Genomic DNA, 19,264 nt, shown 5'->3' on the forward strand with positions numbered 1-19,264 from the left:
TGCTAGCGCGGCAACTGGCTGACCAGGCCCACGGTGTTGCCCTCGCTGTCGCGGATGAATGCCATCCATTCGTCCGTCCCCGCGGGGCCCAGGTCGTCACTGGCGTGGCTGAAGATCACCTCTGGTTCGGCCACGATCTCCACTCCCCTGCCCCGGAGCTCGGTCACGGAATCCCTGACGTCGGGAACCGCCAGGTAGATCAGCGACGGCGGCGCCCCGGATTCGAGCAGCAGCCGGACACCGTCAAGGTCAAAGAACAGGAGCCCCGGTGGGTCAAATACGGCCCGGGCTTCGGTGCCGAGCAAGGCGGCATAGAATGCTGCCGCCCGCTTTAGGTCGCTGGCATGTTGCGCGATCTGGACTAGTCTCATGCTGCCGTCCGGAGTGTAGTGGCGGGAACGCGAAGTGCCTGGAAACGGCGCCCGGTCACAGTGTACGACCGCCGCAGGCGATCGCATCAGGCGGCCGGGTCAGGTCGTAGCAACGCAGATCCTTTACTAGTCTGGAGGCATGCCTTCCCCCACCGACACCGCCCCCGTCCGCGCAGCCGCCAGGAGCTCCGTGGCCATTGCCGCCCTCGCCGACGTAGCCCTGATCGTATTGTTTGCGGCCATCGGCCGGGACGCCCACCAGCGCGGGGATGTGATCGCCGGGGTTCTCCTGACAGCTTGGCCGTTCCTGGCGGGAGCGGCAATAGCCTGGCTCGCGCTGCGGGTGTGGCGGGCGCCTTTGCGCGTCTGGCCTGCAGGAGTCTGCGTGTGGATCGGAGCCGTCGCACTGGGCATGCTGCTGCGTGCTTTGACTGGCCAGACGGTGGTCCTGCCGTTCATCGTTGTGGCGTTGCTCAGCCTGGGCGTATTCCTCGTTGGCTACCGGCTCATCGTGGCCGGATTCCGGCGGCTGGCGGGGCGCCCGCAGCGCCGCTGAAGCACCCCTGATGTACTAGGCTGGCAACACACAGCAACGCCTGCCGTTTCCGCAACGGCGCACCCGATCCGAAAGGTCAAGAGTGATCACCGCATTCGTCCTGATCAAGACAGACGCCTCGCGCATTCCGGAAACGGCAGAGGAAATTTCGGCGATTCCGGGCATCAGCGAGGTCTACTCCGTGACCGGGGAATGGGACCTGATTGCCGTTGCACGGGTGTCAAAGCATGATGAGCTGGCGGACGTCATCGCGGACAAGCTGTCCAAGGTCCCTGCCGTCGTGCACACCACAACGCACATCGCGTTCCGCGCTTACTCCCAGCACGACCTTGATGCGGCCTTCGCCCTCGGCTTCGAGCAGTAAGCCCGCGCGGCCCGCCTAGCCCTGGGTAAGGGCCACCCACTTTTCCAGCACTGCCGCTGCGGCGCCGGAGTCGATGGCCTCTTCAGCGCGCTTCAACGCGGCCGCCATGCGGTCCGCCAGCGGGCCACCGGCCTGGATATCGAACGCCACCAGTCCCGCAGCGGCGTTCAGCAGGACGGCGTCGCGGGCCGGTCCCGGACGGCCGGCCAGGACATCACGGACGACGGCGGCATTGGCTGCGGCGTCCCCGCCACGAAGTTCCTCCACTGTCGCAGGACGGATGCCCAGCGCCTGCGGATCAAAGGTCTGCTCGCTGACTTCTCCGTCCCTGATCTCCCAGACGGTAGACGGCCCGGTCGTTGTCAGTTCGTCGAGTCCGTCGCTTCCCCTAAAGACAAGAGCGCGGCTTCCGCGTTTGGCCAGCACTCCGGCAACCAGCGGCGCCATCCGTGCGTTGGCGACACCAACTGCGGAGGCCTGCACGCGGGCGGGGTTGGTCAGCGGGCCGAGGAAGTTGAACGCCGTGGGTATGGCGAGTTCGCGGCGGGGTACGGCGGTGTGCCGGAAGGACGGGTGGAAGACCTGCGCGAAACAGAAGGTGATTCCCGCCTCTTCGGCGTTCCTCGCGACCCGATCGATGGGGAGGTCCAACCGGACGCCCAGGGCCTCCAGGACGTCCGCTGAGCCCGACGATGACGAGGAGGCGCGGTTGCCGTGCTTGACCACCTTTGCACCGGCTCCCGCGCAGACGAGCGCCGCCATGGTGGAGATGTTGACCGTGTTGAGCTGATCGCCGCCGGTGCCCACAATGTCAAGCTTCTCGCCCCCGATGTCTATGGGGTTTGCGTGGGCCAGCATCGCTTCGACAAGGCCTGCAATCTCATCCACCGTCTCGCCCTTGGCGCGCAGCGCCACGAGGAATCCGGCAATCTGGGCGGGCGTGGCTTCGCCGGACATGATCGTGTCCATCGCCCACTCCGTGTTGTCAGCCGTGAGGTCCGCGCCGTTGATCAGAGCCGAAATGAGCCGCGGCCAGGTGTTGCCGGCCGGCTGTGCTGATACCTGTGAAGTCACCTCCTGATGCTATCGAGGCACCCGCCCTGATGACCAATGTGAACCGGTCCGGGAACTTTTCCGCGCGAATTCGCGTCTTTGTAGAAAAAGTCCCCGCAAAAGGCGGTTTGCATTGGGCAGGAGGAACTTTTACAGACATAATGTCTATGTGACATCTGCGACCCATGCCCCCAGTACCCCGGCGCACCCGACGCTGAACCGCCCAAATATGGTTTCCGTAGGAACCGTTGTGTGGCTGTCCAGTGAGTTGATGTTCTTCGCCGGTCTCTTCGCCATGTACTTCACACTCCGTTCGACTTCCGGACAGATGTGGGCTGAAGAGACAGCAAAGCTCAACTTCCCCTTTGCGCTTGTAAACACGATCGTCCTCGTGGCAAGTTCATTCACTTGCCAGATGGGCGTCTTCGCCGCTGAGCGGCTCCAGCCGCGCCGCGCCGGCGGCCCCCTTGCATTCACGCGTTGGGGGATGAACGAATGGTTCACCCTGACGTTCGTCATGGGTGCCTTCTTCGTTGCCGGCCAGGCAACGGAATACGCCATGCTCGTTTCGGAGCATGTGTCGCTTTCGTCGAACGCGTATGGCTCGGCCTTCTACATGACCACCGGCTTCCACGGCCTGCACGTCATCGGCGGCCTCATCGCCTTCCTCTTCATCATCGGCCGTTCGTTCGCCGCCAAGAAGTTTGGTCACTTCGAAGCCACGTCCGCGATTGTCACCTCGTACTACTGGCACTTCGTCGACGTCGTGTGGATCGGCCTCTTCCTGGTCATCTACGTCCTCAGGTAGCCCTGACTTGACTCTTTTTCTACAAGAGGCAGAATTTCAAGAAGCGGCTCCCGGAGCCGACGCACGATCGAATAAAGGAACCACCACGTGAAGGCACTCTCGCAGAAGCGACGTCACCCCCTGGCAGCCATTGCGCTGCTGCTGATGGGCCTCCTCCTCACTGGTGGGCTGTACGCCGTTGCCACCACCGTCAACGAGGCCAAGGCTTCCACCACCAGCTTCAGTGCGAACGACACTGAAGAGGGCGAGAAGCTTTTCGCCGCCAACTGCGCCACCTGCCACGGCATGGGTGCGGGCGGGACCCAGGACGGACCCTCACTTGTAGGCGTCGGTGCTGCCGCCGTTGACTTCCAGGTAGGCACCGGGCGCATGCCCATGCAGATGAATGGCCCGCAGGCTTACAAGAAGCCCGCACAGTTCAACGACGAACAGACCCACCAGCTGTCCGCTTACGTCGCTTCGCTCGGGCCCGGCCCGTCCATCCCGGAGGAGCACCTTCTGGACGCACAGGGCAACGCCGCGGAAGGCGGCGAGCTCTTCCGCGTGAACTGCGCCATGTGCCACAACGCAGCAGCTGCCGGCGGCGCACTGACCCGGGGTAAGTTCGCTCCCGCCCTGGCGGACGTTTCTGAGAAGCACATCTACGAAGCCATGGTCACCGGACCGCAGAACATGCCCGTCTTCAGCGACGCCAACGTCACCCCCGAAGGTAAGCGCGACATCATCACCTTCCTGAAGCAGATCGAAGCCAACGGTTCACCCGGTGGAGCCGACCTTGGCGCGCTGGGCCCGGTTTCGGAAGGCCTGTTTGTCTGGATCGCCGGCCTGGGCGTCATCATCGCCTTCACGATCTGGCTGACGTCCCGGACGTCCTAGCATCGTCCGCAACTGTAAGAACTCCTGCTGACGAGTCAGCAGTATGGAATTGAAAACTAACCCGGCACTGGCCGGGACGAGAGAAGGATGAGGCGAATTATGGGCAACCATAGTGACGGCAGTCCGAACCACTCGGGCACCGTAGCTACGGCTGGTCAGAATGAGGTGGAGAAGTTCCAGGATCCTGGAATTCCTCCGCATCGTTTGCGCCTGGCTGACACGGACCCGAAGGCCGCAAAGCGCGCAGAACGGCAGGTTGCCGTTCTCTTCGGCAGCTCCGTTGTGGGCACCGTGATCTTCCTGGTGGCGTACTTCGCCATCGATCTTGGACCAGACTCCACGATCGCCACCATCCGGTTGCAGAATGCACTGCTCGGCATCGGCACCGCCTTTGCCATGCTCGGCATCGGCACCGGCATCGTCCACTGGGCCAAGGCCCTGATGCCGGACCACGAAGTTTCGGAAGAGCGCCACGCAGTCCGCACCGAGGACGACCGCCAGGCAGCAGTCCGCATCGTTGACGACATCGTTGACGAAACCGGCATCAAGCGCCGGCCGCTGATCCGCAACACCCTTCTCGGCGCCGTCGCACTGGCACCGCTCCCGGCTCTGGCCATCTTCGGTGACCTCGGTCCCCGTCCGGACGACAAGCTGGCCCACACCATGTGGGCTCCGCAGGAGGGCAAGCTCAAGCGCCTCACCCGCGACCCCGACGGCACGCCCATCAGGGCTTCGGACGTGACCATCGGCTCTGCTTTCCACGTCATCCCGGAGGGCCTGAACGAACTGCACGAAGGCAAGCTGAACGAAAAGGCCAAGGCCGTCGTCCTGCTCATGCGCCTCAACCCAGAGTCCCTCAAGCCCTCCGCGGGCCGCGAGGACTGGAGCTACAACGGCATCGTTGCCTACTCGAAGATCTGCACCCACGTTGGCTGCCCTGTTGCCCTGTACGAGCAGCAGACCCACCACCTGCTGTGCCCGTGCCACCAGTCGACCTTTGACCTGACCCAGGAATGCAAGGTTATCTTTGGCCCGGCCAGCCGGCCTCTCCCCCAGCTGCCCATCGCAGTTGACGCCGAGGGCTACCTGGTCGCTACGAGCGACTTCAAAGAACCCGTAGGACCGAGTTACTGGGAGCGTGATGAGCATGAGCGCACATACAACAGCTAATGCCCCCGCCTTCGTCGCCAAAACCAAAGGCGGCCGCATTACCGACTTCGTTGACCAGCGCGTCGGCGGGTCGGGCATCCTGCGGGAGTTCGGCCGGAAGGTCTTCCCGGATCACTGGTCCTTCATGTTCGGTGAAGTTGCCCTGTACTCCTTCGTCATCCTGCTGCTCTCCGGCACGTTCCTGACGTTCTTCTTCGATCCGTCCATGGCGGAGACCCACTACGACGGCTCCTACACGCCGCTCAAAAACGTCGAAATGTCCGTGGCGTACAGCTCCTCGCTGGACATCTCCTTCGATGTCCGCGGCGGTTTGTTCATGCGCCAGGTTCACCACTGGGCCGCACTGCTGTTCGTGGCCTCGGTTTCCGTGCACATGCTGCGCGTGTTCTTCACCGGCGCTTTCCGCAAGCCCCGCGAACTGAACTGGGTGGTGGGCGGTGTCCTGCTCATCCTCTCCATGGCCGCTGGCTTCACCGGCTACTCACTCCCCGATGACCTGCTCTCCGGCAACGGCCTGCGCATCATCGACGGCGTCATCAAGTCGATCCCGGTCATCGGTACCTACACCTCGTTCTTCCTTTTCGGCGGCGAGTTCCCGGGTACTGTCATCATCAGCCGGCTCTACATGCTGCACATCCTCCTGGTACCTGCCCTGATCCTGCTGATGATCGTGATTCACCTGTTCATGGTGGTCGTGCACAAGCACACCCAGTACCCCGGCCCGGGACGCAACGACGGCAACGTCGTCGGCTACCCCCTCGGCCCGGTATACGCAGCCAAGGCAGGCGGCTTCTTCTTCATCGTGTTCGGTGTCGTTGCCCTCATGGCGGCGTTCTTCACCATCAACCCGATCTGGAACTACGGCCCCTACGACCCCTCACCGGTTTCGGCAGGCACGCAGCCTGACTGGTACATCGGCTGGGTCGACGGTGCGCTGCGGCTCATGCCGGGTGTCATCGGTGACTTCCACTTCGAGTACGTCATCTTCGGCCAGGTCCTGACGTTGAACGTGCTCCTGCCCGCCCTGGTGCCGGCCGGAATCGTCTTCACCGTGCTGTTCATGTACCCGTGGATCGAACGCTGGATCACCAAGGACGACCGCGAGCACCACGTCCTGGACCGCCCGCGCAACGCTCCCACCCGTACCGCCATCGGCATGGCCGGCTTCACGTTCTACTGCGTGATGTGGGCGGCAGCAAGCTCCGACCTCATTGCAACGCACTTCCACGTGTCACTGAACGACGTTACGTACTGGCTGCGCGCACTGTTCTTCATTGGCCCGATCATCGCGTTCGTCGTGACCAAGCGTGTGGCCCTCGCCCTCCAGCGCAAGGACCGCGAAATCGCCCTGCACGGCCGCGAAACCGGCCGCATCGTGCGCCTGCCGCACGGTGAGTTCATCGAGGTCCATGCACCGCTGGATGACTACAAGCGCTACAAGCTGGTCGGCTTCGAGTCGCCGGTTCCGCTGCCTGCGGTTCCCAACGAGCACGGCATCGTGACCCGGAAGGAAAAGCGCCGCGCGGCGCTCTCCCGCTGGTTCTTCGAAGACCGGGTTGCACCCGCTTCGCCCGCTGAACTCGAGGCGGCCCATGGCCACCACGGCCAGCATGAAGCGGTCGAATCAGCCGAGGCCCAGAAGACCCTCAGCCACTAGTTCGAGCGTTACCGCAACAACGAAAGAAGCCCCGTCCGACAGGACGGGGCTTCTTTCGTTGTTGCCTACGGGTTCCGGTAGCCTGACGCGTAATTGCGCGTAGGCCTGACGCCGGGACGCTGCAGCGGAACCCACAGCTTGTACCGGTCCGCGCGGTAGTAGGACACCGAGTAGTCCACCATTGAGCGGGCAACAAAGGCATGCCGCTGGATCTTGAGCAGCGGCGAACCCACTTCCACGTTAAGCAGCCGGGCAGTGGACGGCGAGGCAGCGGTGGCCTCAATCATGTCCTCCCCCCACTCCATGACCAGGCCGAAGCGTTCGCTCAGGACGTTGTACAGGGACGTCGGAGGTTCGCCGTCGAGCAGCCCGGGAACCCTGTGGGCGGGGATGAAGTTCTCATCCACGCTCATGGGCTCATTGTCTGCCAAAAGCAGGCGCCTGAACCGCACCAAGGGTGTTCCCTCGTCGAGCTGGAGCTCACGGGCCAGGAACGCACTGGCGCTGATCTGCTCGAAACTCAGCACCTTGGCTGCCGGGACCATGCCACGGCGCTGCATTTCCTCGCTGTACGACGTGAGCTTCACCTGCAGGTCCAGTTTTGGCTTGCGGACGAACGTTCCGAGGCCCACTACCCGTTCAATGACTTCCTCGCCCACCAGTGCGTCGATTGCCTGCCGGACAGTCATACGGGCCAGGCCGAACCGTTCCGCGAGGTCGCGTTCCGACGGCAGCGAGGACCCGGGCGGGCACGAAGCCGCGATGTGGGACCGCAGTAGTTCCCGCAGCTGGACGTAGATGGGGACTCCGCTTCCGCGGTCGATCTCCCCCACCATCTTGCTTGCGTCAGAGGCCGCCATGGCAATGCTCCAGATAAACTTTCATGCCTTTAAGCGTAGGGCACCGGCGTGGCAGGTCTAGACCACCCCGGTAACGGTTTCGGCGTCAGGTCACGCCGCGGCTACGCTTGTTCAGGAATGCAGTCATGACGGCCGAGTCCCGTCGGAACAAAGGAGTCCTGTTGCCAGTGCGTAAGGCAATCGTTCAATCACCCATCGGCCTGCACGCTCGTCCAGCCGCCATCTTTGTTCGGGCTGTCACGGACTCCGGCCTGCCGGTCAGGATAGGCAAGGACGGGATCCTTCCTGTCGATGCCAGGTCACTGCTCGAGGTGATGACGGCCGACTTTTACTATGGCTGTGAAGTTGAACTTTCTGTTGACCCGGGGGCCCTGCCGGCCCGCTACAGCATTGAATCAGCAGAGGCCGCACTGGAAGGCCTGATCCTGCTGCTGGAGGCAGGCGCAGCCGCCTGAGGGCCCCTGCAGGCTTCGGCTGGCGCCCTGGCCTCCACCGAAGGCAGCGGCGTCCACTGGCGTTTGAAGGCAAATCAACCGAACGCAAAGCAAACGACGGCGGGCCCCACCAAATGGTGGGGCCCGCCGTCGTTATCTTTGAAGCAGTTGAGGCTAGTGCGCGTGATCGCCGCGGCTGTATTCGAAGACCCAGCCAACGAGGGCAATGGTCGCGAGTCCTGCCGCAATGTAAACGATCCAGAATCCGACGGCCAGGCCGAGGAAACCTGCTGCACAGGAGAGGCCCAGGACCAGCGGCCACCAGCTCCAGGGGCTGAAGTGTCCCTGCTCGCCTGCGCCCTCGTGGATCTCGGCGTCGTTGCGGTCCTCGGGGCGCATTCCCACACGCTTGCCGGTGAAGCCGAGGTAGCCACCGATCATGCCGGCGAGGCCGCCCACGAGCAGGATGCCAAGGATGCCGACCCATTCAGACCACTGGGTCAGGAATCCGTAAACCACTGAGACCGGTACAAAGAAGAAGACTCCGGCTCCAAAAATCCATGATTCGATCTTCACTTGGCGGTGTCCTTCTGGTCGGCGTTGCCGAGCACGGCTGCTGCCGGTGCCGGTGACTCAACGGTGTGCGACTGGGCGAGCTCCGGGTGGTGGAGGTCCAGGGCAGGACGCTCCGAACGGATGCGCGGCAGGGAGGTGAAGTTGTGTCGCGGCGGCGGGCATGACGTGGCCCACTCCAGCGAGGCACCGAAGCCCCAGGGATCGTCCACCTCAACCTTTTCGGTGCTGCGCCAGGTGATGTAGACGTTCCAGAAGAACGGAATCAGCGAGGCGCCCAGCACGAAGGAGGAGATGGTGGAGAACTGGTTCATCCAGGTGAAGTTGTCCTGCGGCATGTAGTCGGCGTAGCGGCGGGGCATGCCCTCGACACCGAGCCAGTGCTGGATCAGGAAGGTTCCGTGGAACCCGAGGAACAGCATCCAGAAGTGGATCTTGCCCAGGCGCTCGTTGAGCATCTTGCCGGTCCACTTCGGCCACCAGAAGTAGAAACCGGCGAACATGGCGAACACCACGGTGCCGAACACCACGTAGTGGAAGTGTGCCACCACGAAGTAGGAGTCCGAAACGTGGAAGTCCAGCGGCGGCGAAGCCAGGATGATGCCGGTCAGCCCGCCGAAGAGGAAGGTCGCCAGGAAGCCGATGCTCCACAGCATGGGTGTCTCAAAGGTGATGGATCCCCGCCACATGGTGCCGATCCAGTTGAAGAACTTCACACCGGTCGGTACGGCGATCAGCATCGTCATGAAGGAGAAGAACGGCAGGAGGACCGAGCCGGTCACGTACATGTGGTGCGCCCACACGGTCACGGACAGCGCAGCAATGGCGATGGTCGCGTAGACGAGGCCCTTGTAGCCGAAGATCGGCTTGCGGCTGAAGACCGGGAAGATCTCGGAGACGATGCCGAAGAACGGCAGGGCGATGATGTACACCTCGGGGTGGCCGAAGAACCAGAACAGGTGCTGCCAGAGGACGGCGCCGCCGTTCTCAGGATCGAAGATGTGCGCGCCGAAGCGGCGGTCGGCGCCAAGGGCGAACAGGGCAGCTGCCAGCGGCGGGAAGGCCATCAGGACCAGGATGGCCGTCACCAGCGTGTTCCAGGTGAAGATCGGCATGCGCCACATGGTCATGCCCGGGGCACGCATGCAGATGATGGTGGTGATGAAGTTGACCGCACCGAGGATGGTGCCGAAGCCCGAGAGCGCGAGGCCAAAGACCCAGAGGTCACCGCCGACGCCGGGGCTGAAGGTGGTGTTGGACAGCGGCGCGTAGGCGAACCAGCCGAACGACGCGGCACCCTGCGGGGTGATGAAGCCGGACACGGCGATTGTGGAGCCGAAAAGGAAGAACCAGAAGGCCAGTGCGTTCAGTCGCGGGAAGGCGACGTCGGGGGCGCCGATCTGCAGCGGCATGATGACGTTGGCGAAGCCCGCGAACAGCGGCGTTGCGAACATCAGCAGCATGACCGTGCCGTGCATGGTGAACAGCTGGTTGTACTGCTCCTTGGTCTGCAGGATCTGCATGCCGGGCTCGAAGAGCTCGGCGCGGATCAGCAGGGCCATGACGCCGCCGAGGCAGAAGAACACGAAGGACGCGATCAGGTACATGTACCCGATGGTCTTGTGGTCGGTTGAGGTGATCCAGTTGACGACGATGCGTCCCTTGGACTTCGGTACTACGGGCGCCCCAAGGGTCCCGACAGGTGCGGATTGAGTGTAAGTAGCCACGTCGCTCCCCTTACTTAATTTCGTTCAGGTTCGGGTTGCGGTCGTACTCTTCGCCGAGCAGTCCGGTGTTACCGTCCTGGCGCAGCTGGTCCATGTGAGCCTGGAACTCCGATTCGGAGACAACCTTCACGCGGAACAGCATTTCGGAGTGGTATTCGCCGCAGAGTTCGGCACACTTGCCGTCGTAGGTGCCCTCCTTGGTGGGGGTGAACCTGATGTAGTTCGTCTTGCCGGGGATCATGTCGCGCTTCTGCAGGAAGGCGGGTACCCAGAAGGAGTGGATGACGTCGCGGGAGTTCAGTTCCAGGTCAACAGACTTGTTGACAGGGAGGTACAGGGTGGGCAGCTTTTCCTTGTCCACTTCAGCACCGGTGAGGTGCGCCTGCACGCCCGCTTCGTGGACGTCCTCCGTGATGACCTCGCCCTGCTTGTAGTTGAAGTCCCAGGCCCACTGCTTGCCGCGGACGTCAACGACGACGTCGGCCGGCTCGGAGCGGTTGTCAATCGCCTGCTGGTCGCGGTCGGTGAAGTAGAAGAACACCAGCACCATGAACAGCGGGATGGTCAGGTAGAAGACCTCGAGCGGAAGATTGAAGCTGGTCTGCCGCGGGAAGCCCACGGTGCCCTTGCGGCGGCGGTAGGCGACGATGCACCAGACCAGGAGCCCCCAGGTAATGATGCCCACGACCAGTGCGGCAATCCATGAGTTGACCCAGAGGTCCATGATGCGGTCAGTGTGATTGGTGGTGCCACGCTCGGTGGGCAACCAGCCTCTCTGTACCTCTGGTGAACATCCAGTCAAAGCCAACGCGCCGGCTAGTGCCAAGCCAGTGATCGTAGTGATCTGTTTGCGTCGGCTGCCGGTTCGGTTCTGCGAACTCACAGACGGCCCTTCCTACTTGTTGCTGTTGCCCGGGCCGTAGATGGCTCCCCGGGCACACTAAAAGTTTTACTACTCGATGTAGAGCTTACCGCTCCCCAGGGGATTTCGCCCACATGTCGGCACAGTGCGTCGGCACCGGTAAAAACCGGTGCCGAAAGCAAGCTGTCACGGGGCAATCAGCCGGGTTAGTGGAACGAATCTCCGCATGCGCAGGAACCGCCGGCGTTGGGGTTGTCGATGGTGAATCCCTGCTTCGAGATGGTGTCCTCGAAGTCGATGCTGGCGCCGCTCAGGTAAGGAACGCTCATCTTGTCCACTACGACCTCGACGCCGTCATAGTCGCGCACGGCGTCCCCGTCGAGCAGCCGCTCGTCGAAGTAGAGCTGGTAGATCAGCCCGGAGCAACCGCCCGGCTGGACAGCAACGCGCAGACGAAGATCTGTACGGCCTTCCTGCTCCAGCAGGCTGCGGACCTTGCCGGCGGCGACGTCGGTCAGCTTGACCTCGTGCGTGGCCAGGTCTTCGCTTGCGGTGCCGGTGGCTGCGTTGCTGTTTTCATTGGTTGTAGTGCTCATTGGCCTACCTTCTTACGACGGTGGTGGCGACTCGGCTTTCGCGTTGCCCGCCCCTACGGAAACGGTATGGGCTATAGCTACATGCTACGTCGATCCTGCGTGTAGCTCTAACTTCTGACGTAACCGTGGCCATACCCTGGATGTTCCCTGACGGATCCGGAACGTGCCCGCCAGGGAACATCCGGCACCTGCCTCAGGGGCCCGGTATCAGCCAAGACCCTCTTGGTTCAGCCGTGCCAGCAGGAGCGCTTCGGCCACGACGGCGTTGCGGAAGTCCTCCAGGTGGAGCGACTCGTTGGCGCTGTGGGCCCTTGAATCCGGGTCTTCCACGCCGGTTACAAGGATCTGCACTTCAGGGTAGACCTCGGTGAGATCCGCAATAAAGGGAATGGACCCGCCGATCCCCATTTCCACGGCGGGAACGCCCCAGGCCTCTCCGAGCGCCCACATTGCCATCCCGGCCGCAACGGAATCCGTGTCCGTCAGGAACGGGTTTCCGCTCTCCCCCGGCGTGAACACCACCTTGGCACCGAACGGCGCATTGGCCTCAACGTGGCTCTTCACGGCGGCCATTGCCTCGGCCGGGTCCTGTCCCGGGGCCAGCCGCAGGCTGAACTTGGCCCGTGCCCGCGGCAGCAGTGTATTGGAAGCCACGTCCACTGCGGGAGCGTCGAATCCGATGATGGAGAGGGCCGGCTTGGTCCAGAGCCGGGAGGCGATGCTCCCGGTACCGGCCAGGCGGACGCCGTCGAGCACCGACGCGTCGGCCCGGTATTCGGCTTCCGTCAGGTCGACGGAGACGTCGTCCCTGCTCACCAGGCCGCTCACTGCAACGTTTCCGTCGTCGTCGTGGAGCGTGGCGATCAGGCGTGACAGCAGCGTGGGAGCGTCAAGCACTGCCCCGCCGAACATCCCGGAGTGCACAGCGTGCTCCAGGACCTGGACCTCGATGGTCCCGTCTACCAGGCCGCGCAGGCTGGTGGTCAGGGCGGGAATCCCGACTTTCCAGTTGCTGGAGTCCGCCACCACAATGACGTCGGCGCGCAACAGTTCGCGGTGGGTTTCGAGGAAGGTGCGGAAAGTCGGCGAGCCCGCTTCCTCCTCGCCTTCGAAGAAGAACGTCACCCCAAGCCCCAGTTTGTCGGCCAGGACTTCGGTGACGGCGGCGTACGCGGCGATGTGGGCCATGATGCCTGCTTTGTCATCGGCCGCGCCCCGTCCGTAGAGCCGGCCGTCGCGTTCGACGGCGGTGAACGGTTCGGTCTCCCACAGCGCCAGGTCTCCGGTCGGCTGGACGTCGTGGTGGGCGTAGAGCAGGATCGTTGGCTTTCCCTCGGCCGCCGTCCGGCGCGCTACGACCGCCGGCCCGCCCGGAGTTCCGTCCTCTTTATTGCACCGCAGGATCCTGACATCCTCGATTCCCGCCGCCCGCACCAGGTCCGCGACAGCCTCGGCGCTGCGGTCCAGCGGGGCAGGATCGAAGCTTGGCCAGGCGATACCCGGAAGCTGAACAAGGTCCTTCAGGTGTCCGACAGTGGTGTCAAAGGACTCGTGAACGGCCCGGCGCAGGGCATCGACGTCGATCCCGCCGAATCCTGCGCTGAATTTTTGCGGGGTCCCCGCCGGTGATGAAGTCATGGCCAAAACCCTACCTGTGTGGAGGACCACAGGAAACACTCGGGAAGGGACCCGTCGGCTCCCTCGATCCGTCGCCGGCGGAGTGTGTGACATATGACTTTTCGCCAGCGCGTGCAAGGTATTCTGTAGGGGTGTTTGGACGTAAAAAGGAAGCGCCGGCGGCGCAGGACGTAGTTGACCAGCAGGCAGCCGAGGCATTGACCCGGCAGGATGCAGCCCTTGGCAAGGGCGCGCCCACGCCCAAGCGCAAGGCACAGGAAGCGGCGCGGAAGCGTCCCCTGGTGCCGGAGGATCGAAAGGCCTCCAAAGCAGCAGAGCGGGCAGCCGTCCAGGAACAGCGGATCAAGATGCGCCAGGCCTTGGACACCGGCGACGAAAAGTTCCTGCCCCTTCGGGACAAGGGTCCGCAGAAGCGCTATGCGCGAGACTATGTGGATGCCCGTTTCAGCCTGGGCGAGTACCTGATGTTCGGCGCACTGGTGTTCGTCATCGTCTCGCTTCTGGTGCCGTCCACCAGCGAGTCGATGATCTACGTCCTGGGTGGCTTCTGGGTGATGTTCCTGGCTGTGTTCGTCGACGTTTTCATCCTGTCGCGCAAGCTCCGGAAGCGCCTCACCGAAAAGTTCGGCGAGGTGGAACGCGGCACCGTCTGGTACGGATCCATGCGCTCACTCCAGTTCCGCAAGCTGCGGCTTCCCAAGCCGCTCGTCAAGCGCGGAGAATTCCCCGCCTGATACAGGCCGCAAAAAGCCCCGGCAGTCCGACTGCCGGGGCTTTTTTCGTCGTCAGGCGCCGTACGCCGACAAATCGGGCTAGCGCCGGACGGGGTGCTTGGCCAGCTGCCGGTTAATGCGCGCTGCCCAGAAGGGTCCTTCGTAGAGGAACGCGGTGTAGCCCTGCACCAGGGTGGCCCCGGCATCGAGACGTTCCTGGACATCCTTGGCAGTCTCCACGCCGCCGACCGAAACCAATGTCAGTGAACCGCCGGTTGCTTCCCTGAGGCGGCGCAGGACTTGCAGTGACCGTTCCTTCAGGGGTGCGCCGGACAGTCCGCCGGCTCCGCACTCCTGGACTTTTGCCGCGTCGGCGGTGAGGCCTTCCCTGCCGATCGTCGTGTTGGTGGCGATGATTCCGTCCAGCTTCAGGTCCAGGGCCAGCCGCGCGACGTCGTCGATGTCCTCGTCAGTCAGGTCGGGGGCGATCTTCACCAGGAGCGGAACGTGCCTTCCGGCTGCCTTGTCTGCTTCCTCCCCCACTGACTTGAGCAGGGGCCGGAGGGTTTCCACGTTCTGAAGCAGGCGGAGCCCCGGTGTGTTGGGGGAACTGACGTTCACCACGAGGTAGTCGGCCGCGGGCGCAAGGTTCCGGGCGCTGACGAGGTAATCGCCGACCGCGTCTTCGAGCTCCACCACCTTGCTCTTGCCGATGTTGACGCCGATCACCGGACGGACGGCCGGGTGCCGGCGCTGCAGGGCCGCCCTGGCGGACTTGAGCCGGGGGGCGACGGCGGTGGCGCCGTCGTTGTTGAACCCCATCCGGTTGATGACAGCCTTGTCCTCGACGAGGCGGAAAAGACGCGGCTTTTCATTGCCGGGCTGTGCCTGCCCGGTGATGGTGCCGACCTCCACATGGCCGAACCCGAGCTCGGTCAGCGCCTCAATGCCGTGTCCCTCCTTGTCAAAGCCGGCGGCGAGGCCGAACGGCGAGGGGAACGTGAGTCCGAAGGCTGAGGTCTGCAGCGACGGCGCAGGCGCGGTGAACTTTGCCAGGACCTTGCCCGCCCCTGAGGTGTGGGCCAACCGGATGGCCCGGAAGCCGATCTTGTGGGCGCGTTCGGCGTCCATCCATGAAAAGGCCAAGCGGAAGAAGGTGGGATATGCGCGCATGACTCCAGTTTTCCCGTTCCGGCGGCGCAGACCAAACCGGCGCGCAGGTCAGGCGGCGGTGTGACGCATCCTGCAGCCACAGTGGTTGCTCGCTGCCGCCGCGCGCGTTGTCTAGGCTGGGCAGATGAAGTGGCACACAGACATCCTGGGGGATGATTTCGAAGCCTGCACCTATCAGGCGACGGGCGCCGACGGCCTGGAGCGCACGGCCACCCTGGTGCGGCACGCGCCAAACCGCGGACCGGAACGCCCCCCGGTTCCCCGGCCGCTCCCCCGCCGGGCCATCCTCTTCCTGCACGGCTGGAGCGACTACTTCTTCAATGTGGAACTTGCCCAGTTCTGGACGGACAACGGATTTGAGTTCTTCGCGCTGGACATGCACAACCACGGACGGAGCCTGCAGCCTGACACCCCCGGCGGCTTCGTGGCTGATCTCGACGACTACGACGCCGAAATCGGCAAGGCAATCGGAATCATTGGCTCCCTCTGGCCGGAGGAAGCCGGGAGGCCGTCGCTGACCCTGATGGGCCACTCAACCGGCGGCCTTGTTGCCGCCCTGTGGGTCAGCCGCCATCCAGGGGTTGCCGCCCATCTGGTCCTTAACAGCCCGTGGCTCGAAATGCACGGCAGCTCCCTGGTCCGGCGGGCGGCACGGTCCATGGTGGGGCCGCTGGCGCGTTACCGGCCGGAAGCAGTGCTGCGGCTGCCCGAGCGGGGATTCTATTGGCGGAGCATCAGCAGCGAGGCCGAGGGCGAGTGGACGCTGGACAACAAGTACCGGCCGCCCATGGCTTTTCCCGTGCGGGCCGGATGGCTCAGGGCAGTGCTGGCCGGGCATTCGCGCGTGGCCCGCGGGCTGCGGATCGACATCCCCATCCTGGTGCTGCTGTCCGGGGCCAGCCAGACGGGGATGTTCTGGACGGAAGCGATGCGGAGCACCGACGCCGTGCTGGATGTGAACACCATCGCGATCCGTGCCATGGCCCTGGGCCGGTCGGTCACCCTCGAGCGGATCGACGGCGCCCTCCACGACGTCTTCCTGTCTCCGGCCCACGTCCGGGCGGACGCCTACGCCCGGCTGAGCCGCTGGATCCGGGGATACATCCTGGAGGAAGGCGGCAAGGAATGAACGGGGCGGTGCCGCTGGAGTGGAAGCCTGACCAGCTCGGTGATGGGTTCGAGCGTGTAGAGCTTCCGCTGGCCGACGATGACGAAGGCGCGGTGTGCGCCACGCTGGTGCGGCATGTGCCGGCCGTCCCGCAAGCTCCGCCGGCTTTCCTGTCCGCCCTGCGCAAGAACGTCTTCCACAACTTGGAGTGGCCGGGATCGGAGGCGCGGACACGGAACGGATCCGAACGCCCGGGGGTGGTCCTCTACCTGCATGGCTGGGCGGACTACTTCCTGCAGGCGGAACTCGCGAAGTACGTCGGCTCGCACGGGGTCCACTTCTATGCCCTCGACCTGCGGAAGTTTGGCCGCAGCCTGCGGAGCTGGCAGACGCCCGGCTACACCACAGACCTGGCCCTCTATGACGAGGACATTGGGGCCGCGATGGCAGCAATCAAGGCGGACGTGGCGCTGCGTAGCGGTTTGGCGGCGGACCCTGCCGTCCACATGCTGGCGCATTCACTGGGCGGGCTGATCGGCGCGCTCTGGGCCGACCGGCATCCCGGTGCACTGGGGACACTCATCCTGAACGCCCCGTGGCTGGAGCTCCAGGGCAGCAGCCTCATCCGGAACATCGCCATGCAACTCGTGGAGCCGTTCGCGCGCACCGATCCCAAGCGGCCTTTCCGTTTCCCGGAAATGCCCGGCTATTGGCAGAGCGTCAGCGACCAGGCCCACGGCGAGTGGTTCCTTGATCCGCAGTGGCGCCCGACGGCGTCGTTCCCCATCCGCGCGGGCTGGACCCGGGCGGTCCTTGCCGGACACTCGGCCGTCCAACGGCGGCTGGACATCGGTGCGCCGGTTCTGGTGATGCTCTCGGACCGCACCAGGATCCAGGCCGAGTGGTCCGAGGAACTGATGCGGGTCGACGCCGTGATTGACGTCGAGCAGACCGCCCGCCGCGCCCTGGGCCTCGGCCGGCGCACGGCCGTCTTCCGCTACCCGGGGGCCATCCACGACATCTTCCTCTCACGCCGAGAGGTGCGGCAGGAAGCGTACCGGGACCTGGTCGCCTGGCTGCATTCCTATCCGGGGTGACCGCCTGACGGGGCCGCGGCGTCCACGGCACCGCCGTACCGGCGGTCACGCCGGGCATAGACTTCGACGGCGTCCCACAGGGTCCGGCGGTCGACGTCGGGCCACAGCGTGTCCATGAAGACGAACTCCGCATAGGCGGACTGCCACAGCATGAAGTTGGAGAGCCGCTGTTCGCCGGAGCTCCGGAGGAAGAGGTCGACGTCGGGAAGGTCGGGTTCGTCCAGGTACTTCTGGATGGTCCGTTCGGTGATGGCACCGGGCTTGAGCCGGCCGGCCGCCACGTCTTCGGCGATCGCCGAGACCGCATCCGCGATCTCCGCGCGGCCGCCGTAATTAACACACATGGTCAACGTGCATGTGCTGTTGCCACGCGTGTAATCCTCCGCCTCTTCCAGTTCCCGGATTACCGAGCCCCACAGCCTGGGCCTGCGTCCCGACCATCGGATGCGCACGCCCCACTCGTCCAGCTGGTTCCGCTGGCGGCGTAGCACATCCTTGTTAAAACCCATCAGGAAGCGGACTTCCTCCGGGGACCGCCGCCAGTTTTCCGTGGAGAAGGCGTACACCGTGACGTACTTGATGCCCAGTTCAATGGCGCCGGCAACAACGTCCAGCAGAGCCGGCTCGCCGGCCTTGTGCCCTTCGATCCGAGGCAGCCCGCGCTGGTTGGCCCAGCGGCCGTTTCCGTCCATCACGATCGCCACATGCCGGGGAATGAACTCATCGGGAATCGACGGCGGCACGGCCCCGGAAGTATGCCGATACGGTGCAGTCACCGGCGTGGTCCGCTGCCGGACGGGAGATTTCTTCTTTCCAAGGGCCACTGTCAGCTACGCTCCACATGTTTGAGGGATTTCAGCACACGTTCAAGATGCCATTGCAGGTAGCTGGCCACCAAACCGGCCGCCTCCCGCCGGTGGACCGGCAGGGAGGCATCCGCCGTCGTCCAGTCCCCCGTGAGCAGCGCACCGAGAAGGAAAACTGTTTCGGCTGCCGGTGCGGGCGACCCCGGCGGACGGCAGTTGGCGCACACCATTCCGCCCAGCGGCGCCGAAAATGCCGTGTGAGGGCCAGGCGCGCCGCAGCGGGCGCACGCCGTGAAGCTTGGGGCCCATCCTCCGGTGGCCAGGGCACGCAGCAGGTATGAATCGAGGATAAGTTCCGGAGTGTGCTCGCCACGGCTCAGTGAGGCCAGGGCCCCCACCAGGAGGTTGTACTGCGCGGTTCCGGATTCGCCGTCAACGTCCGTCAGCTTCTCGGCTGTCTCGGTCATGGCGGCCGCCACCGTGTAGCGGCCATAGTCCGCCGCGATGCTGCCACCGTAGGCGCCCTTGGCCACGGCCTGGGTGACGATGTCCAACGTCCGGCCCGAGATCAGCTGCAGGTCCGCCACCATGAAGGGTTCCAGACGGGCGCCGAAGCGGCTGCTGGTGCGGCGCACGCCCTTGGCCACGGCGCGGACCTGGCCATGGTGCTTTGTGAGGAGCGTGATGATCCGGTCGGCTTCGCCCAGCTTATGGGTGCGCAGCACGACGGCATCATCCCGGTACGCGCGCGCGGAAAAAGAGGATTGTTGGGCCACAGTTAATCTTCGCACTGACCTTCCGGATAACGCGGCTGCTGCGCCC

The 19,264-nt window shown here is 64.3% G+C and carries 21 protein-coding genes; 10 read left to right on the forward strand and 11 right to left on the reverse strand.

Annotated elements, in window-relative coordinates:
* Positions 1–2 precede the first annotated feature (2 nt).
* Positions 3–371, reverse strand: coding sequence for a VOC family protein (locus tag J2S97_RS05335; protein ID WP_307047243.1), 369 nt, complete (start codon positions 369–371; stop codon positions 3–5).
* Positions 372–510: 139 nt separating this feature from the next.
* Between J2S97_RS05335 and J2S97_RS05340 the strand changes: the two genes are divergently transcribed.
* Positions 511–927 (forward strand): DUF3054 domain-containing protein, encoded by a 417-nt coding sequence (locus J2S97_RS05340; RefSeq protein ID WP_307047245.1) that lies wholly within the window; start codon positions 511–513, stop codon positions 925–927.
* Positions 928–1,009: 82 nt separating this feature from the next.
* Entirely contained in the window at positions 1,010–1,291 is a 282-nt protein-coding gene (locus J2S97_RS05345; protein ID WP_307047247.1) for an Lrp/AsnC family transcriptional regulator, read from the forward strand.
* Positions 1,292–1,306: 15 nt separating this feature from the next.
* On the opposite strand, the gene trpD is transcribed toward J2S97_RS05345, so the two are convergent.
* Complete coding sequence (trpD, locus tag J2S97_RS05350) at positions 1,307–2,365, reverse strand: anthranilate phosphoribosyltransferase (protein WP_307047249.1); 1,059 nt, start codon at positions 2,363–2,365, stop codon at positions 1,307–1,309.
* A 148-nt stretch (positions 2,366–2,513) separates the two neighbouring features.
* On the opposite strand from trpD, the gene ctaE reads away from it, so the two are divergent.
* The 4 genes from ctaE (at position 2,514) to qcrB (ending at position 6,855) form a co-directional block, all read left to right on the forward strand.
* A complete protein-coding gene (gene ctaE, locus J2S97_RS05355) occupies positions 2,514–3,152 on the forward strand; it encodes an aa3-type cytochrome oxidase subunit III (RefSeq protein WP_444875930.1) in 639 nt (212 codons plus the stop codon).
* An 87-nt stretch (positions 3,153–3,239) separates the two neighbouring features.
* Positions 3,240–4,028: a cytochrome bc1 complex diheme cytochrome c subunit gene (gene qcrC, locus J2S97_RS05360; RefSeq protein ID WP_307047253.1), complete on the forward strand. Its 789-nt coding sequence runs from the start codon at positions 3,240–3,242 to the stop codon at positions 4,026–4,028.
* 99 nt (positions 4,029–4,127) lie between these two features.
* A complete protein-coding gene (gene qcrA, locus J2S97_RS05365; protein ID WP_307047255.1) occupies positions 4,128–5,198 on the forward strand; it encodes a cytochrome bc1 complex Rieske iron-sulfur subunit in 1,071 nt (356 codons plus the stop codon).
* Positions 5,176–6,855 (forward strand): cytochrome bc1 complex cytochrome b subunit, encoded by a 1,680-nt coding sequence (qcrB, locus tag J2S97_RS05370; RefSeq protein ID WP_307047256.1) that lies wholly within the window; start codon positions 5,176–5,178, stop codon positions 6,853–6,855. Before qcrA ends, qcrB begins: the two co-directional genes overlap by 23 nt.
* A 65-nt stretch (positions 6,856–6,920) precedes the next feature.
* On the opposite strand, the gene J2S97_RS05375 is transcribed toward qcrB, so the two are convergent.
* Complete coding sequence (locus tag J2S97_RS05375; protein WP_307047258.1) at positions 6,921–7,715, reverse strand: GntR family transcriptional regulator; 795 nt, start codon at positions 7,713–7,715, stop codon at positions 6,921–6,923.
* 161 nt (positions 7,716–7,876) lie between these two features.
* Here J2S97_RS05375 and J2S97_RS05380 point away from each other — a divergent pair, with 161 nt between their 5' ends.
* Complete coding sequence (locus J2S97_RS05380) at positions 7,877–8,170, forward strand: HPr family phosphocarrier protein (RefSeq protein WP_307047260.1); 294 nt, start codon at positions 7,877–7,879, stop codon at positions 8,168–8,170.
* A 153-nt stretch (positions 8,171–8,323) separates the two neighbouring features.
* On the opposite strand, the gene J2S97_RS05385 is transcribed toward J2S97_RS05380, so the two are convergent.
* The 5 genes from J2S97_RS05385 to J2S97_RS05405 all read right to left on the reverse strand — a co-directional run bounded on the left by J2S97_RS05385 (position 8,324) and on the right by J2S97_RS05405 (position 13,545).
* Complete coding sequence (locus tag J2S97_RS05385) at positions 8,324–8,725, reverse strand: cytochrome c oxidase subunit 4 (protein ID WP_307047262.1); 402 nt, start codon at positions 8,723–8,725, stop codon at positions 8,324–8,326.
* The gene (ctaD, locus tag J2S97_RS05390) at positions 8,722–10,449 is read right to left on the reverse strand and encodes an aa3-type cytochrome oxidase subunit I (protein WP_307047264.1); all 1,728 of its coding nucleotides are present in this window, start codon (positions 10,447–10,449) and stop codon (positions 8,722–8,724) included. The genes J2S97_RS05385 and ctaD overlap by 4 nt, the downstream gene beginning before the upstream one ends.
* A gap of 10 nt (positions 10,450–10,459) precedes the next feature.
* Positions 10,460–11,332: an aa3-type cytochrome oxidase subunit II gene (gene ctaC / locus J2S97_RS05395; protein ID WP_307047266.1), complete on the reverse strand. Its 873-nt coding sequence runs from the start codon at positions 11,330–11,332 to the stop codon at positions 10,460–10,462.
* Between the two features lie 185 nt (positions 11,333–11,517).
* Entirely contained in the window at positions 11,518–11,907 is a 390-nt protein-coding gene (locus J2S97_RS05400; protein WP_104172951.1) for a HesB/IscA family protein, read from the reverse strand.
* A 207-nt stretch (positions 11,908–12,114) separates the two neighbouring features.
* Positions 12,115–13,545 carry a dipeptidase gene (locus tag J2S97_RS05405; RefSeq protein ID WP_307047269.1) on the reverse strand — a complete coding sequence of 477 codons (1,431 nt, stop codon included), beginning with the start codon at positions 13,543–13,545 and terminating at the stop codon, positions 12,115–12,117.
* 131 nt (positions 13,546–13,676) lie between these two features.
* Between J2S97_RS05405 and J2S97_RS05410 the strand changes: the two genes are divergently transcribed.
* Positions 13,677–14,279 (forward strand): DUF3043 domain-containing protein, encoded by a 603-nt coding sequence (locus J2S97_RS05410; protein WP_307047270.1) that lies wholly within the window; start codon positions 13,677–13,679, stop codon positions 14,277–14,279.
* A gap of 78 nt (positions 14,280–14,357) precedes the next feature.
* Here J2S97_RS05410 and J2S97_RS05415 read toward each other — a convergent pair whose 3' ends face one another.
* Positions 14,358–15,431 carry a quinone-dependent dihydroorotate dehydrogenase gene (locus J2S97_RS05415; protein WP_307047271.1) on the reverse strand — a complete coding sequence of 358 codons (1,074 nt, stop codon included), beginning with the start codon at positions 15,429–15,431 and terminating at the stop codon, positions 14,358–14,360.
* A 124-nt stretch (positions 15,432–15,555) separates the two neighbouring features.
* On the opposite strand from J2S97_RS05415, the gene J2S97_RS05420 reads away from it, so the two are divergent.
* Together J2S97_RS05420 and J2S97_RS05425 are read left to right on the forward strand one after the other, a co-directional pair.
* The gene (locus J2S97_RS05420) at positions 15,556–16,560 is read left to right on the forward strand and encodes an alpha/beta hydrolase (RefSeq protein WP_307047273.1); all 1,005 of its coding nucleotides are present in this window, start codon (positions 15,556–15,558) and stop codon (positions 16,558–16,560) included.
* A complete protein-coding gene (locus J2S97_RS05425) occupies positions 16,557–17,636 on the forward strand; it encodes an alpha/beta hydrolase (RefSeq protein ID WP_307047275.1) in 1,080 nt (359 codons plus the stop codon). The genes J2S97_RS05420 and J2S97_RS05425 overlap by 4 nt, the downstream gene beginning before the upstream one ends.
* Here J2S97_RS05425 and J2S97_RS05430 read toward each other — a convergent pair.
* Both J2S97_RS05430 and recO read right to left on the reverse strand, forming a co-directional pair.
* Positions 17,624–18,460 carry an isoprenyl transferase gene (locus J2S97_RS05430; protein WP_307047277.1) on the reverse strand — a complete coding sequence of 279 codons (837 nt, stop codon included), beginning with the start codon at positions 18,458–18,460 and terminating at the stop codon, positions 17,624–17,626. The two genes, J2S97_RS05425 and J2S97_RS05430, sit on opposite strands and share 13 nt — an antisense overlap.
* Positions 18,461–18,462: 2 nt before the next feature.
* The gene (gene recO / locus J2S97_RS05435) at positions 18,463–19,233 is read right to left on the reverse strand and encodes a DNA repair protein RecO (protein ID WP_307047278.1); all 771 of its coding nucleotides are present in this window, start codon (positions 19,231–19,233) and stop codon (positions 18,463–18,465) included.
* Positions 19,234–19,264: the final 31 nt, after the last annotated feature.

This window comes from Arthrobacter oryzae (assembly GCF_030812315.1).
In the GTDB taxonomy this organism is placed as follows: Bacteria; Actinomycetota; Actinomycetes; order Actinomycetales; family Micrococcaceae; genus Arthrobacter; species Arthrobacter oryzae_B.